Here is a 14,844-nt window from a genome sequence, read left to right on the forward strand (position 1 = left end):
ATATCGGAAACCGCGCCGTCCGAGCCCGGAACCAGCGGCAGACCGAGCTTGCCGGCGGTGCGCTTGGCCTCGATCTTGTCGCCCATCGTGCGGATATGTTCGGGCTTGGGGCCGATCCAGGTGATGCCGTGGGCTTCAACGATATCGGCGAACTGGGCGTTCTCCGAGAGGAAGCCGTAGCCGGGGTGGATCGCATCGGCATGGGTGATCTCGGCCGCGGAGATGATCGCGGCCATGTTGAGATAGCTGTCTTTCGCAGCCGGCGGCCCGATGCAGACGGCGTGGTCCGCGAGGCGCACGTGCATGGCATCAGCATCGGCGGTGGAGTGCACCGCGACCGTTTCGATCCCCATTTCATGCGCGGCGCGGTGGATGCGCAGCGCAATTTCGCCGCGGTTGGCGATCAGCAGGCGGGAAATGGCCATGGGGCGCGCGGCCTCAGGCGATGACGACGAGCGGCTGGTCGAATTCGACCGGCTGCGCGTTTTCGACCAGGATCGCGGTGATCTTGCCGCCAGTGGGCGCGGTGATCGGATTCATCACCTTCATCGCCTCAACGATCAGCAGCGTGTCGCCTGCCTTGACCGTCTGCCCGACCGTAATGAACGGCGCGGCGCCGGGTTCGGGGAAGAGATAGACGGTGCCGACCATCGGCGAGCGCAGGGCGTTGGCGTGCGTTTCCGCAGCAGGGGCTTCGGCAACTGCAGCCGGAGCCGCCGCGGGGGCCGGTGCAGCGGCGGGTGCGGGCGCATAGTTCATCACCGGAGCGGCGGTGATCGTGCGGGCAACGCGGATCTTGCGCGTGCCGTCCTCGACTTCGATCTCCGTCAGGCCGGTATCGGAAAGCAGTTCAGCCAGTTCGCGCACCAGCGCGCTGTCGATTGCCATTTTGGCGCCCTCGTCGCCGCGGTCATGCCCCATTTTGTTGTCCTCGCGGGTATACCAATCCAAAGCGGGTTCCATGCCCGCCGCGTTGCACCTAGGCAAGGAAAACCCGTAAGCGCGGCGTGGAAAACGCCCGCATGGGTCAATCAGAGCCGGCGCGCGCCTTCGAGGGCAAGGAGGTAGCTCAGCGGCCCGAAGCCCGCGATGGTGGCCTTGGCCGCCATGCCGACAAAGGACTTGTGGCGGAAGGCCTCACGCGTGTGCGGGTTCGAAAGGTGGACTTCGATCACCGGGGTGCGGATGGCCAGAATCGCATCGTGCAGCGCCACGCTGGTGTGGGTGAAGGCACCGGCATTGAGCAGCACGGCCTTGGCACCGACCGCCTGCGCTTCATGAAGCCAATCAACGAGATGGCCTTCATGGTTCGACTGGCGCAGATCGATTTCGAGACCGAGTTCGCGGGCGCGATCTTCGAGCATCCCTGCGATATCATCCAGCGTGGCCGAGCCGTAGATCTCCGGCTCGCGCGTGCCGAGCAAGTTGAGATTAGGGCCGTTGAGGACGAAAACGGTCTCTGGCATGGCGGGCTCCGGCGAAGGCAATGGCAAGGCAAACGGCTCTGATAGAGCGTGAAACCAGCCGCGCAAGCCTTGCGCGTATCAGCGCCTGGCCCGCTCAGCCCTTCCCATTATCCGCCATCGGCGGCGGTGCGCCCGGTTCGCCGCCATCGTCGATGGACGCGGCGGGGTCGTCACCGTCCGGATTGTCATCGCTTTGCACGACAGGGTCGGGCTGCGAGATGGCTTGCGGCTGGTTGGTTGCGGCCAGCGATTCGGCAGCCTTGGCCTTCTTTTCCGCCGCATCGGCCTTGGCCTCGACCGCCGTCATGCGCTCCTCGAGCGCACTCACGCGGTCGACGTCGCAGCCGGTCAGCAGCAGCGAAAGCGCGGCCGCCGCGCCAGCGAGGGCGAGGCGGCGCGCGAGTGGCCGATTGGCGGAAAAGAAGCGGTGTGCGTCCATGCTGCCAAGCGTCATAGCAGGCAAAGATTACCCGAAACTAACCAAGCAGGTGCTTTTTACTGATCCGTGCCGCGTGCCTTGCCCCACTGGCGGGCCGCCGTGTAGCCGAGATAGGCCGCGCCGAAGAGCGCGTAGAGCGGCTCGGGCAGACCGGCGAAATAGGCGGTCATCGCGTCGGTCATCGCGCGGGCGGAGGCGGGGCGCACGGCGCCGAGCAGGCCGAGCGGGATGGCCCAGAGAATCATGGCGTACATCACGTAGAGGAAAGTCGGGCGGGCAAGCGCCACAAAGCGGCGGGAAGCGGCGGGGAGGGGCCGGGTGGTCATGGTGGCTGCGTCCTTTCAGGGGGGATGGGGACGCCGGGCCAGATAGCGGCAAAAGGGTGTGTAGGAAAATGGTTTGGAGCTGCGGGCAGGCTCCACCCCCACCCACCCCGCACCCCACCCGAATTATCGCTACCCCCCGTCCGGTTTATGGCAATGGACGTGCTGCACTGCGGTAGATAGGGCAGTGGCCTTGCTGTCATGCTGATGTAAACAGATGGCATCGCGCAGGTTCAGGGGCAGGCATTTGGTCGAGGCTTTGCGGCGGATTTCTTTCGGGCGGGGCCTGCTGGCGCTGAGCGCGCTGGTCTCGGGCTCGTGCCTCTATGCCGCGGCGGACGAGACTGCCGCGCCTGCGCCATCGCTGGACGAGCGGCGCGCTGCGCTGATCGAGCCGATGCTCGAGGACTACTGCTCGCGCTGCCACAACGATTTCGATCATGTCGCAGGTCTTTCGGTCGCCGACCTCAAGGCGAGCGACATCGCGGCGGGCCGCAATGCCGAGGCTTGGGAGAAGATCCTGCGGCGCGTGGCGGCGGGCGAGATGCCGCCGCACAGCAAGAAGCAGCCCGATCCTGCGATGCGGGCGGACTTCGTTTCGTGGCTGGATGAAGGCCGCGCGCAATACGTCGCGGCGCATCCCGATCCGGGCGCGGCCCCGGTGCGGCGGCTCAACCGGCGTGAATATGCCAATGCGGTGCGCGATCTGCTGGGCGTGGAGGGCGACTTTGCCGCCGCGCTGCCGCCGGACAATTCCGGCTTCGGCTTCGACAATATTGCCGATGTGCTCAGCGTCTCGCCCACCTTGATGGAGCGCTATGTCGCAGTCGCGGGCAAGGCGGCGCGGCTGGCGACGGGGCTGGTGCCCAAGCGCGATTTTGTCACGACATGGCAGGTCGCCAAGGATGGCTCGGTGATGAATTCGGGTATCCCCGCCTTCAACGAGCGCGCCGGGGCGGACCTGCCGCTGGGATCGCGCGGGGGGACGGCAGTGCGCTACACGGCGCGCTGGGACGGGGCCTATGACATTGCCGTCTGGCTCAATTCGAACACCAACAACGAAAGCGACCGGCTGCCGGAAGACCGCTTTGCGCTGCGCGTGCCGATGAAGGCGGGCGCGCACCGGATCGCGGTTTCGTTCCGGCGGCAGACCTGGCCGAACGAGGCGGTGCAGGTGCTGCGCAACTCGACCGACTATGTGCCGCTGCCGGTGGACAAGCCGGTCGATCTGCCGCTCGATGTATGGGTGGACGGCCAGCGCGCGGGTACGATGACGGTGCCTTCGTTCCGGGTGCACCCGCGCTATTCGCAAGCCAATTTCCCGCGCGACGTGCTGCAACTGGATGTGGCGGGGCCGTTCGATGCGGCGGGCAATGCCGATCTCCCGAGCCGCAAGGCGGTGTTTGTCTGCCAGCCAAAGCGGGCGGCGGAAGAAGCACCTTGCGCACGGCGTATCCTTGGCGGTTTGGCGAAGCGCGCGTGGCGCGGGCCGGTGAGCGCGGCAGAGCTGGCACCGCTTCTGAAGATCTACGAGGGCGAGCGTGCGGCGGGCGGATTTGAAAGCGGCGTGGAAGCGGGCATCGAGGCGCTGCTGGTCTCGCCGCGCTTCCTTTTTGCAGTGGAGACGCCGCCTCCGGCCGGCAAGGTTGGCAGCGTTATTCCGGTTTCCGACTACGATCTGGCGACGCGGCTTTCGCTGTTCCTGTGGAGCTCGATTCCGGACGAGCGGCTGCTCGCGCTGGCGGGGCAGGGCAAACTGCACCAGCCCTCCGTGCTCAGCGCCGAGATCGCGCGGATGCTGGCGGACAAGCGCGGCGAGGCGCTGACCGAGAATTTCGCCGGGCAGTGGCTCTATTTGCGCAATCTGGATCAGCAGCGGCCCGATATCACTGAATTCCCGCAGTTCGACGTGCCGCTGCGCGCCGCGATGGCGACCGAGACGCGGATGTTCTTCGGCCATGTGCTTTCCGCGAACCGGCCGGTGACGGACTTCATCCGCGCGGACTACACGTTCCTCAACGAGCGGCTGGCGCGGCATTACGGGATCGAGGGCGTGCGCGGACCGGCGTTCCGCAAGGTCGCGTTGGGGGCGGACATGCCGCGCGGCGGGCTGCTGGGGCAGGCGAGCATCCTGACCGTGACGAGCTATGGCAACCGCACCTCGGTGGTGAAGCGCGGCAAGTGGATCCTCGACAACATGCTCGCCTCACCGCCGCCGCCGCCGCCGGCGGATGTGCCAGCGCTGAAGGCCGAGCACGACGGCAAGAAGCTGACCGCGCGCGAGCAGCTGGAGCTGCACCGCGCTAATCCGGCCTGCGCATCGTGCCACCAGCGGATGGACCCGCTGGGCTTTGCATTGGAGAACTTCGACGCAGTGGGTGCATGGCGCGCGCAGGATGCGGGGCAGTTGATCGATGCGGGCGCGGTGCTGGCAGACGGGACGGCGTTCAAGGGTTTCAGCGGCTTGCAGCAGATTCTGCTGGATCGGCGCGAGGAATTTGCGCGGGCGTTCACCGAGCGGCTCATGACCTATGCCCTGGGGCGGGGTCTGGGACCGCAGGACATGCCTGCGGTGCGGGCCATCGCGCGCGAAGCGGCCAAGGATGACTGGCGGGTGCAGACGATCATCAAGGGCATCGTGATGAGCCCCGGCTTTACCTTGCGGCGGGTTCCGACGCCGCCGACCAACGTGGCGCTCGCCGCGAGCGGATGGAGACCGCATCGATGATCATCAAACGCGCGAGCCTCAGCCGCCGTACCGTGCTGCGCGGGCTAGGCACTACGCTGGCGCTGCCGTTCCTTGAAGCGATGATCCCGGCGGCGCGCGCGGCGGAGGCGGCGGCTCGGCCCAAGCGGTTATCGGTGTTCTACACGCCCAACGGCATGACGATGGACGCCTATCGCCCGGTGGCGACGGGTGCGGACTATGCCTTGCCGCCAACGCTCGCGCCGCTGGAGCCCTTCCGCAGCGACGTGGTGGTGGTGAGCGGGTTGGGCCATCCGCAGGCGGCGGCATTCGGGGACCGACCGGCGGGACATGGCCGTTCGTGCCCGGCGTTCCTGACCGGCGCCCATGCGCGGCAGACCGAGGGGCCGGACATTCGCTGCGGCGTTTCGATGGATCAAGTCTTCGCCGCGCATCTCGGCGAGACGACGACGATCCCCAGCCTTGAACTCGGGATCGATCAGGCGAGCCTGCTGGGCAGCTGCGACATCAACTATTCCTGTGCCTATACCAATGGCATTTCGTGGCTGACGCCGACGGTGCCGCTGCCGGTCATGGCCAATCCGCGCGACGTGTTCGAACGTTTGTTCGGTGATGGCGAGGCGCTCGATCCCGCGAGCCGGCTGGCGCAGGCGCGGCGGCAGGCCTCGATCCTCGACTATGTGCGCGAGGATGCGGCGCGGCTCTCGCAGGCGCTGGGCGCGGAGGACAAGCGCAAGCTCGACGAGTATCTCGACGCGACGCGCAGCATCGAGAAGCGCATCCAGCGTGCGGCGACGGGGCCGCAGGCAGAGGCGGGAAGCTTTGCCGAGCCGGCAGGCATCCCGGCAGACTTTGCCGAGCATGTGCGGCTGATGATCGATCTGCAGGTGCTCGCCCTGCAGGCGGACCTCACGCGGGCCGCCACCTTCATGCTGGGGCGCGAGATCTCGAACCGGACTTATCCCGAAATCGGCGTGCCGGATTCGCACCATATGCTGAGCCATCACGGCAAGAACCCCGACAAGATGGCCAAGCTCGCGGTGATCAATCGCTATCACATGGAATTCTTCGCCTATGCGCTGAAGCGGCTCAAGGAGACGCGCGACGGGGCAGGATCGCTGCTCGAAACCACGCTGGTGATCCGGGGTTCGGCCTTCGGCGATTCCAACGATCATGACTTCATGGACTTGCCGGTGATCGTGGCGGGCGGGTTGGTGCAGGGCGGGCAGCATCTCGGCGTGGGCAAGGGGACGTCGATGTCGAACCTGCTGCTGACCGGACTCCAGTTGCTCGATGTACCGGCCGCGAAGTTCGGCGACAGCACCGGGACGCTGGCGGGGCTGGTGCGTGCGTAGGCTGGCGGCGTTCCTGCTGGCGATGACGCCGCTGCCCGCCATCGCGCATGGAGCGGACGATATCGCCCGCGCGATTGCGGATGATGATCCCGCGGCGCTGGCGGCGGCGCTGGCGCATGGGGCGGATGCCAATGCCGCGCTTGAATATGGCGAGACGCCGCTGGCGCGCGCGGTTGAGACGCAGGATCCGGCGCTGGCCGATGCGCTGCTCAAGGCCGGGGCAAAGACCGACCGCGCCGATGCGCTGGGCATGACACCGCTGCTGCTCGCCTGTGAGCGCGGTAATGGCGCAATCGTGGCGGCGCTGGTGGCGGCGGGCGCGCCGGTCGCTCAGTCCAATGCGGACGCAGTGACGCCGCTGGCGATGTGCGCGCGGTTTTCCGATGCGGAAGGTGTGCGGGCGCTGCTGGCGCGCGGCGCGGCGGCTGAAAGCGCCGATCTGCGCGGGCAGACGCCGCTGATGTGGGCCGCTTCCGCAGGGCGGCTCGATGCGGTTTCGGCGCTGCTTGCGGCGGGCGCGCAAGTGAACCGGGAAACGCCGAACGGCTTCACCCCTCTGTTCTTTGCCTTGGCGAGCGGGAAGGCCAATCTGGCGTCCGCGCTGATCGCGGCTGGGGCGGATGTGATGCATCGCGGGCCGGAGAACACCAGCGCGCTGCAGATGGCGCTCTACCAGAAGAACTGGGCGGCGGCGGAGGAACTGGTGCGGCTGGGCGGCGGCGATGTGTCCGAGCTTGACCGCGAGGGGCGGCGGCCGCTCCATGTGGCGGCGGCAGCAGGGCAAGGCTCGCTGGTGGCGGCGCTGCTCGAGCGCGGGGCCGAGCCTGATGCGCTGTCCGGCCCGTCCAAGATCACTTGGGTGACCGAGGCCAATTTCGGCATGCCGCCCCCGCCGGTGCAGCCGACGACCGCGCTGATGGCCGCGGCCAAGTCGGGACAGGCGGATGTGATGTGGCAGTTGGTGCGGGCGGGCGCGAACGAGCATTTCGTCGATGGCGCCGGGGTCAACCTCGTGCTGGCAGCGGCGCAGGGGCGCGATCCGACCGCGCTGACGCTGGCGATCGAGCTGGCGGGGGATGCCAACGTGATGGACAAGGACAAGACAACCGCGCTCCATATGCTGGCAGGCGGACCGTTCTTCCCCACGCTTCCGGCGATGCTGCGCGTGTTGGCGGCGAAAGGCGCGCGGGCGGACCTTCCCAACGCCAAGGGCAAGACCGCGCTGCAAGTGCTCACCGATGGGCTTGCCACGGTGCAGGCCGCGTTTCATGAAGTCTATCCGGACAAGGCGGCTGTCTTGGCCCAGTCGCACTGAGTTGCCCCACTGATTTTCTCTGCAGAAGGACCACTGCCGATGACCCGAGCAAGACCGTTCCTGATCGCCGCCGCACTCACCGCCCTGGTGGCTGGCGGGGCCGCCTCCATCGCTGCCTCGCCTGCCGAGACGATTGCGGCGCGGCAGGCCAATTTCAAGAAGATGGGCGGCGCGATGAAGGCGCTGAAGGATGAGCTGGGCGGCGGGGCTGACAAGGCCAAGCTGCTTGCCGCCGCGCGCACGCTGGCGGCCACGGCGCGGACGCAATGGGTGCTGTTCACGCCGGGGACCGGGCCGTCCTCGGGCGTGAAGACCGATGCGCTGCCGGCGATCTGGACGCAAAAGGGCGCCTTCGATGCCGCCTCTGCCAAGTTGGTGGCCGAGGCAGACAAGCTGGTCGGGATTGCCGGATCGGGCGACACTGCGGCGGTGCTGGCGCAGTTCAAGGCCGTTGGCGGCACGTGCGCAGCCTGCCACAAGCAGTTCCGCGCCGAGGACTGAGGCGAAGAGGCCATTGGGGATGAGCACTGAAGACGAAACCGTGAAGGTGTGGGACCCGTTCGTGCGGGTCTTCCACTGGAGCCTGATCGCGCTGTTCGGCATTGCCTGGTGGAGCGGTGAGAACCACGACATGGAGCGCCACCGGCAGGCGGGATACGCCATCTTCGCGCTGGTGGTGTTCCGCGTGTTCTGGGGCTTTGCCGGATCGCGCACGGCGCGCTTTGCGCAGTTCCTGAAAGGGCCGGGCGCGATTGCCGCCTATCTGAGGACGCACGACGGCGAGACGCCTTCGGACGGGCACAATCCCTTGGGCGGCTGGAGCGTGGCCGTGCTGCTGGCGGTGATCCTGACGATCACAGTGGCGGGGCTTTTCGCGGTCGATATCGACGGGATCGAATCCGGGCCGCTGGCGGACTGGGTGAGCTTTGATGCGGGCCGCACGGCCTCCGAATGGCACGAAGCCGTGTTCAAGGCGGCGCTGGCGGTGATTGGCCTGCACATCCTCGCTATCGGCTACTATCAGGTGCTCAATGCGCACAACCTGATCGGGCCGATGATCACCGGGCGGCGGGACCGGGCCAAAGGCGAAGCGGTCGAGGATGTGAAGTGGTCGCCGGTTGCTGCGCTGGCCGGGATAGCGGCGGTCGGCGCGCTGACCTGGCTGGTGATGAACGGGTTCAAGCTGGGCTGAACACACTACCTTCGTCATTCCCGCGAAGGCGGGAATCCAGGGCGGGCGCCGTTCTGGTGGCTCTGGACCCCCGCCTTCGCGGGGGTGACGAGAATTTTCGTTTTTTAGCGCAGGACTACGAAAGCCGCTCCGGCACGGCCTGCGCTTCTTCGGCCAGCGTTTCGGCGGTCATCACCGCTTCCCACGGGAAGACAAACCAGCGCTTGTCGTCGGCGCGGTCGATCACTTCGGCGGTGTAATCAACGCGGGCCTTGGAGCGGCAATTGTCCTTGAGCACGGCGAAGCGCAAGTTATCGGGGTTGCAGCCGTTTTCCGAAAGCAGGCCCCGGATGTAGGCAATCGTGCCGCCGCTGTCGTTGATATCGTCCACGAAGAGCAGGCGCGTGCCGGTGGTGGACTTGTCAGCCACCTTGCCGAGCAGTTCGTCGGCAAAGCCCGGGACTTTCGAGGAATGATCGATCGAGAGCATCGGCACTTGCAACTCGTGGCTGATGTAGACCGCAGGGACGAGGCCGCCTCTGCCGATGCCGATGATGAAGTCGGGCTTCCAGCTATCGGCTGCCAGCAGCCGCGACAGGCTGCGAACGCTGCGCAGGAAATCCTCGTAGGGGATGTAGTTCAGCACGGGAGCGGCAGCTTCGGTCATGTCCGTTGGGGTCCGTTTGTCGGGCAGCAAAGGAGAGCGGTTACCGATTCCCGCCGCGCGGGGCAATTGCGGCAAGGGCACCTTTTCAACCGGAATTGCGCGCGGTGCCTGCCGGGGGCCAGGCGAGTTCGGCAAACGCGGTCTGGATCTCGCCCAGCACGATATCGGCGGCATAGCTCGGCGGGCGGGCGGCGGCAGTGCACAGCGCGAGGGTCATCGGGCGCAGCACGGGATCGGAAATGCGGGTGAACGAGAGGAGTCCCTCGCGCACCTCCGTCACCACATCGAGCGAGGTGAGGATGCCGATGCCGATGCCCTGCAGCACGAGGCTGGTGATCATCTGGATGTTGTTGCTTGTCGCCTTCCGGTCGAGCGTGATGCGCGTGGTGCCCTCGAGCACGGCGATCTGCTGGTGGACCGCAAGCGGGCTGGAGGGCACGACGACGGGCGAGCCGACGCAGGATGAAAAGCGCGCCTCGGCCTGTTCGCCGAAGGGGTGGCCGGCGGGGGTAATGAAGCCGAGATGCACGTCGACGAAAGCGCGAACGGTGATGTCGCGGTAGGATTCGGGGCCGAAGAACACGCCGAAATCGACTTCGCCGCTGGCGATCATCCGGCGCACGGTATCGTTCGCGGCGACTTTCACTTCGATGGTGATGCCGGGGTAGCGGGTCTGGAGCGACTGGATCGCAGCCGGAATCACGCCCTTGGCCAGCGCATCGATCACCGCGATCTCGACATGGCCGCGTTTGAGCCCGCGCAAGTCCTCGATCTGGGCGCGCACTTCGGCGAGGCTCTTCTGCCAGCGCCCGCCCGCCGCCATGAGGATCTCGCCCGCCGCCGTGAGGCGCAGACCGGTGGGCAGGCGCTCGAACAGCGGCATGCCGATTTCTGCCTCGACGTTGAGGATCTGGCGGTCGATCGCCGAGGCGGACACGTTGAGCTCGTCTGCCGCCTTGCGGATCGAGCCGAGGCGGCCGACGGCGAGGAAATAGCGCAGGAAGCGGGAGAAAGCCGGCACCGATTTTTACCCTACCTAATTTTCGCAACACCTTGCGCGATTCATTGCATTTGCGTGAAACAGGTCAAGGTCATAATCACGCTGCAACGCAACAAACGGGATCGAAAATTGGGTCGCAGGGCAGGGGGCAGTTGGACGATGGCACGGTGCGCGCTGGGCGCGGCGCTGCTCGTCGCTTCCGCCGCCCCGGTGATCGCCGAGCCCGTTTTGAACGATGCCGCGCGCGAGGCCGCGGTTGCCAAGCTGATCGAGGAGGCGCGTGAGAGCCCGCCGGCGCTGCGCGTGCTGCTGCGCGGCATGCCCAAGGGCGGTGATCTGCACAATCACCTTGCCGGCGCGATCTATGCCGAGGATTTCCTGACCTGGGCCGCGGCCAAGGGCTTGTGTGTCGACGAGGCGGGGCTGAGCGTTGAGCCGCCACCGTGCCCGGCGGAGCGCGCGATCGATCGGTTCGCGGCGACCAACGAATTCGGCATGGACCGGCTGATCGACGCGATGTCGACGCGCGGTTTCCAGCGCGGCGTGGGGCAGAACGACGTTTCCGGCCATACCCAGTTCTTCCGCTCGTTCGACCGCTTCGGGAAAATGGGCGGCGAGACCGCGAAGATGCTCACCGCGACGCGGCGCATCGCGGCGGGGGACCATGTTTCCTATCTCGAGCTGGATCACAACACGAATACCCTCGTTTCGGTGGTGCGCGCAGCGGGCGATGCGCCCATCGCCGCAGCGGACCTTGCTGCCGCCTACGCAAGCGAGGCAAAGGATTTTGCGCCGCTGGTGCCCCGGGCGCGGGCCGAACTCGATGCGGACGAAGCGGCTTCGGCCAAGGCCATGGCCTGCGGCACGGCGGCGGCCGAGCCCGCCTGCAAGGTGGCGGTGCATTACCTGTTCCAGGCGCTGCGCGCGCTGCCGCCGCGGCAGGTCTACCGCTCGCTGATCCTCGGTTTCATGATGGCGGATGCGGATCCGCGCTTCGTTGGCGTCAATATCGTGATGCCCGAGGATGCCTGGCTGGCGCGCCGCGATTACGGCCTGCACATGGCGATGATCCGCTTCCTCGTCGCGAAGTATCCGCGCGTGAAGCTTACGCTGCACGCCGGCGAGGTAACGCTTGGGCAGGTGCCGCCAGCGGACCTCAAGGACCATATTGCGCAGGCCGTGGCGGTTGGCGCGAAGCGGATCGGGCATGGCACCGGCATCGCCTTCGAGGACGAGGCCGAGGATACCATGGCCCGCATGGCGCGTGAGGGGATTGCGGTCGAGATCAACCTCACCAGCAACGCTGTGATCCTTGGCGTCAAGGGCGCGGACCACCCCATGCGGCTCTACCGTGCGCACGGCGTGCCGGTGGTACTTTCGACCGATGATGAGGGTGTGCTGCGCTCCGACATGACGAATGAATATGTCCGTGCCGTGCGCGAGCAGGGGCTGACCTATCCTGAGCTCAAGCAGATCGCGCGGGCGGGCCTTGCTTATTCCTTCGTGCCCGGCGGGCCGCTGTGGAGCGATCCGGTCGCGCTGGTGCCGGTGGCGGCCTGTGCTGATTTTGCCACACCTTCTTGCAGCAAGTATCTGGCGGGCAACGAGAAGGCCCGGTTGCAGGCAGATCTTGAACACCAATTTGCAGCATACGAGGGCGCACGTCTGGCGCGGGCCGGAAAGGTGCCTTAAGAGCGTAATACGATTTGCCAAGTCAGTGGCATTATAAAAAACGGGTGCACCCAGCCACGGGGATGCCGCGAAAAGCGGCATGGCGGCGGGGAAGATACCCGAGGGTTTGCGGGAGAGGCGCGGTTTCAACCACGCGCATTGCGGCCTTCACGGCGAGTGAGGGCGGTGCGCCTTTTGCGTCCCAGGGGGTTTCTCAATGCTCTACCCGAATAGTTCCGCGCAAGTTTTTGCGCCGCGCAGCCTTGTGAAAGGTCTTGTTGCGCTTCTTGGTTGCACCGCGCTGACCGCGCCCGCCTTCGCGCAGGAAGCCCCCGCCGATGAGCCGCCCGCCAAGGAAGAAATCGTCGTCGTAGGCTCGCTGAACGCGCTGCCGGTGAAGGACGTCGGCTCGATCTTCGGCTTCGACAAGAACCTGGTTGAAACCCCGCGTTCGGCCTCGACCGTCTCCAAGGAGCAGATCGAGCGTTTCGGCATCACCGAGATCTATGATCTCGTGTCGCAATCGCCGGGCGTGTTCACCAACTCGTTCTTCGGCGTCGGCGGCGCTCTCGACATTCGCGGCACCCCCGGCGAAGTCTATTTCCGCGGGATCCGCCGCCTCGACAACCCGGGCAACTACCCGACCCCGATCGGCGCTTCGGACCGCATCGACATCGTGCGCGGCCCCGCCTCGCCGATCTATGGCCCGTCGAAGACCGGCGGCTACATGAACTTCGTGCCGCTGACCTCGCGCGCGGCGGGCGGCAAGTTCCTCGACAATCCCGAAGGGCAGCTTTCGTACACGGGCGGCAGCTGGGCGCGCAACGTGCTGAGCGCGCAGGTGCGCGGTCCGGGCAAGATCGGCGGCCAGGAATTCGGCTACAGCCTCTATGGCCAGGTTGAGGATTCGGGCAGCTACTACCGCAACATGTCGACCCGGCAGACGATCCTGCAGGCCGCTTTCGATACCGACCTTGCGCCCAACCTGCGGCTCGAGTTCGGCGGCATGCACCATAACTTCAAGGGCCAGCAGAACGGCGGCTGGAACCGCCTGACGCAGGACCTCGTCGACAACGGCAATTACATCACCGGCGCGGCCAAGCCGCTGGACACCAACGGTGACGGCCAGATTTCCCATGCCGAAGCCAAGGTCGCCAACGGCGGTTTCGGGCTCAATCCGTTCGGCAGCGCGTTCTGCTCCAGCCCGCCGTTTGCCAACCCGTTTGGCGGCCTGAACAATGCGTGCCTTGCCACGCTGTACCCCGATTCCGGCCTGACCGGCGTGGGCACGGCCAAGCTGGACCGGCGCAACACGCTGACCGCGAAAGATGACAAGCTGAACAACGTGGCCAATACGGCCTATCTTGATCTCGCCTTCGATGCCGGCAACGACCTCGAGATCAAGAACCAGCTGTTCTACGATGGCTACAGGAACGAGAACGAGAACCAGTACGGCTTCTCGCAGTTCCACAAGTCTTACGTGATCGAAGACCGTATCGTCGTCTCGAAGGTGTTCAAGACCGATATCGGCAAGTTCTCGCTCGAAGTCTCGCCGTCGATCCGTTACACGAACTTCCGCCATGGCGACGACTTCAACTATGAGTACTTCAACCGCGTCGACCTGACCGTGGGGTATAACGCGCTTTCGGATCGTCTGCTTTCGACCGAATGCGACTGCAACTATACCAGCTACAACGTCGGTCACTACACCGACCTCGGCTTTGCCGGTCTGGCCAACCTCGATTTCAACTTCGGCCTCGATGTCACGCTCGGTGCCCGCTACGATCACGTCAAGGTGACGACGGCCGATCTGGCTTCGAAGCTCGAGAATCCTGCCAGTGCAGGCTCGGCGAAGAATTCGAAGGGTGGCTGGTCGTGGTCGGCCAGCGCCAATTACAAGTTGCCCCTCGGGCTGATCCCCTATGTCACCATTTCGCGCCAATCGACGATCATCGCCGGGCAGGGCGCGGAAATCACGACGGCTGACGCGCTTTCGGGCGCGTTCATCAGCGCCTCGAAGCTCTATGAAGGCGGCATCAAGGGCAGCTTCCTGAACAGCCGGCTCTATGCGGCGGTCTCGGTCTACAAGCAGACCCGCACGGATCGCAATTCGCAGGCGATCGTGACCAACCAGGCGGTGCAGACCAAGGGTATCGAAGCCGAACTGCGCTGGTCGGTCGACAAGCACTTCCTGCTTTCGGCCAACTACACCAAGACCAAGGTCGAGAACCTGACCGCGATCGGCGACGGCGTGCTGTTCAGCTTCTTCGGCATCGAGGATCTGAAGGGCCTGAACCCGGCGCTGTACCTTGGCGGCCAGCCGATCGGTCTCGTGCCGATCCCCAACCGCAATGCCTCGCGCCGCGCGGGTATTCCGGAGGATCTGTACTCGGCAACCGCGACCTACTCGTTCGACAATGGTCTGGCCTTCGCGGGCAGCATTTCGCACGTGCCGTCGGTGTTCTCGGGTCAGTCGCAGACGGTCCGGCTGCCGGCCTACACGCTGGTTGACGTGAGCGCTTCGTTCACCACCGGTCCGTGGCTGTTCCGCGCGGTTGTGAAGAACGCGACCAACGCCTCCTACTTCCGCGCCAACTTCACCGAACTGTTCGGCGCAACGATTGCCCTGCCCGAGCGTCCGCGCAACTGGCAGGCTTCGGTCGTCTACAAGTTCTGACGAGGCCATGGGCGAGGGGCGGCAGTGCCGTCCCTCGCAACTTTTCTGACATG

14 protein-coding genes are annotated in these 14,844 nt (G+C 66.0%); 7 read left to right on the plus strand and 7 right to left on the minus strand.

Translation table 11 applies throughout. The annotated features are described in order from the left end of the window. The 5 genes from Q0071_RS08945 to Q0071_RS08965 form a co-directional block, all read right to left on the minus strand. The coding region (locus Q0071_RS08945) for a biotin carboxylase N-terminal domain-containing protein (protein WP_298167680.1) at nt 1-425 on the minus strand (425 nt) is incomplete at its 3' end. A 13-nt stretch (nt 426-438) separates the two neighbouring features. Next, nucleotides 439-888 carry an acetyl-CoA carboxylase biotin carboxyl carrier protein gene (accB, locus tag Q0071_RS08950; protein WP_298167683.1) on the minus strand — a complete coding sequence of 150 codons (450 nt, stop codon included), beginning with the start codon at nt 886-888 and terminating at the stop codon, nt 439-441. A 143-nt stretch (nt 889-1,031) separates the two neighbouring features. Then, entirely contained in the window at nt 1,032-1,466 is a 435-nt protein-coding gene (gene aroQ / locus Q0071_RS08955; protein ID WP_298167686.1) for a type II 3-dehydroquinate dehydratase, read from the minus strand. Nucleotides 1,467-1,560: 94 nt separating this feature from the next. Further along, the gene (locus Q0071_RS08960) at nt 1,561-1,905 is read right to left on the minus strand and encodes a hypothetical protein (protein ID WP_298167689.1); all 345 of its coding nucleotides are present in this window, start codon (nt 1,903-1,905) and stop codon (nt 1,561-1,563) included. Nucleotides 1,906-1,961: 56 nt separating this feature from the next. After that, nucleotides 1,962-2,231 (minus strand): 3TM-type holin, encoded by a 270-nt coding sequence (locus Q0071_RS08965; RefSeq protein WP_366886291.1) that lies wholly within the window; start codon nt 2,229-2,231, stop codon nt 1,962-1,964. Between the two features lie 244 nt (nt 2,232-2,475). Between Q0071_RS08965 and Q0071_RS08970 the strand changes: the two genes are divergently transcribed. Genes Q0071_RS08970 through Q0071_RS08990 form a run of 5 tightly spaced genes read left to right on the plus strand, consistent with a single transcriptional unit; the run spans nt 2,476 to nt 8,797 of the window. Further along, a complete protein-coding gene (locus tag Q0071_RS08970; protein ID WP_298167692.1) occupies nt 2,476-4,956 on the plus strand; it encodes a DUF1592 domain-containing protein in 2,481 nt (826 codons plus the stop codon). Beyond that, nucleotides 4,953-6,290, plus strand: coding sequence for a DUF1552 domain-containing protein (locus tag Q0071_RS08975; RefSeq protein ID WP_298167695.1), 1,338 nt, complete (start codon nt 4,953-4,955; stop codon nt 6,288-6,290). Before Q0071_RS08970 ends, Q0071_RS08975 begins: the two co-directional genes overlap by 4 nt. Then, nucleotides 6,283-7,605, plus strand: coding sequence for an ankyrin repeat domain-containing protein (locus Q0071_RS08980; protein WP_298167699.1), 1,323 nt, complete (start codon nt 6,283-6,285; stop codon nt 7,603-7,605). The genes Q0071_RS08975 and Q0071_RS08980 overlap by 8 nt, the downstream gene beginning before the upstream one ends. Before the next feature lie 39 nt (nt 7,606-7,644). Further along, nucleotides 7,645-8,106, plus strand: coding sequence for a cytochrome c (locus tag Q0071_RS08985; RefSeq protein WP_298167703.1), 462 nt, complete (start codon nt 7,645-7,647; stop codon nt 8,104-8,106). 19 nt (nt 8,107-8,125) lie between these two features. Further along, nucleotides 8,126-8,797, plus strand: coding sequence for a cytochrome b/b6 domain-containing protein (locus tag Q0071_RS08990; protein ID WP_298167707.1), 672 nt, complete (start codon nt 8,126-8,128; stop codon nt 8,795-8,797). A 115-nt stretch (nt 8,798-8,912) separates the two neighbouring features. Here Q0071_RS08990 and Q0071_RS08995 read toward each other — a convergent pair whose 3' ends face one another. Then, a complete protein-coding gene (locus tag Q0071_RS08995; RefSeq protein ID WP_298167710.1) occupies nt 8,913-9,443 on the minus strand; it encodes a phosphoribosyltransferase family protein in 531 nt (176 codons plus the stop codon). A gap of 85 nt (nt 9,444-9,528) precedes the next feature. Next, nucleotides 9,529-10,464, minus strand: a complete 936-nt coding sequence (locus Q0071_RS09000; protein WP_298167713.1) for a LysR family transcriptional regulator — start codon at nt 10,462-10,464, stop codon at nt 9,529-9,531. A 138-nt stretch (nt 10,465-10,602) separates the two neighbouring features. Between Q0071_RS09000 and Q0071_RS09005 the strand changes: the two genes are divergently transcribed. Then, a complete protein-coding gene (locus tag Q0071_RS09005; RefSeq protein ID WP_298167716.1) occupies nt 10,603-12,135 on the plus strand; it encodes an adenosine deaminase in 1,533 nt (510 codons plus the stop codon). Nucleotides 12,136-12,331: 196 nt separating this feature from the next. Further along, on the plus strand, nt 12,332-14,791 hold the full coding sequence (locus Q0071_RS09010; protein ID WP_298167720.1) for a TonB-dependent receptor: 2,460 nt from the start codon (nt 12,332-12,334) through the stop codon (nt 14,789-14,791). Nucleotides 14,792-14,844 lie beyond the last annotated feature (53 nt).

It is taken from the genome of Novosphingobium sp., from assembly GCF_027486195.1.
GTDB lineage: Bacteria > Pseudomonadota > Alphaproteobacteria > Sphingomonadales > Sphingomonadaceae > Novosphingobium.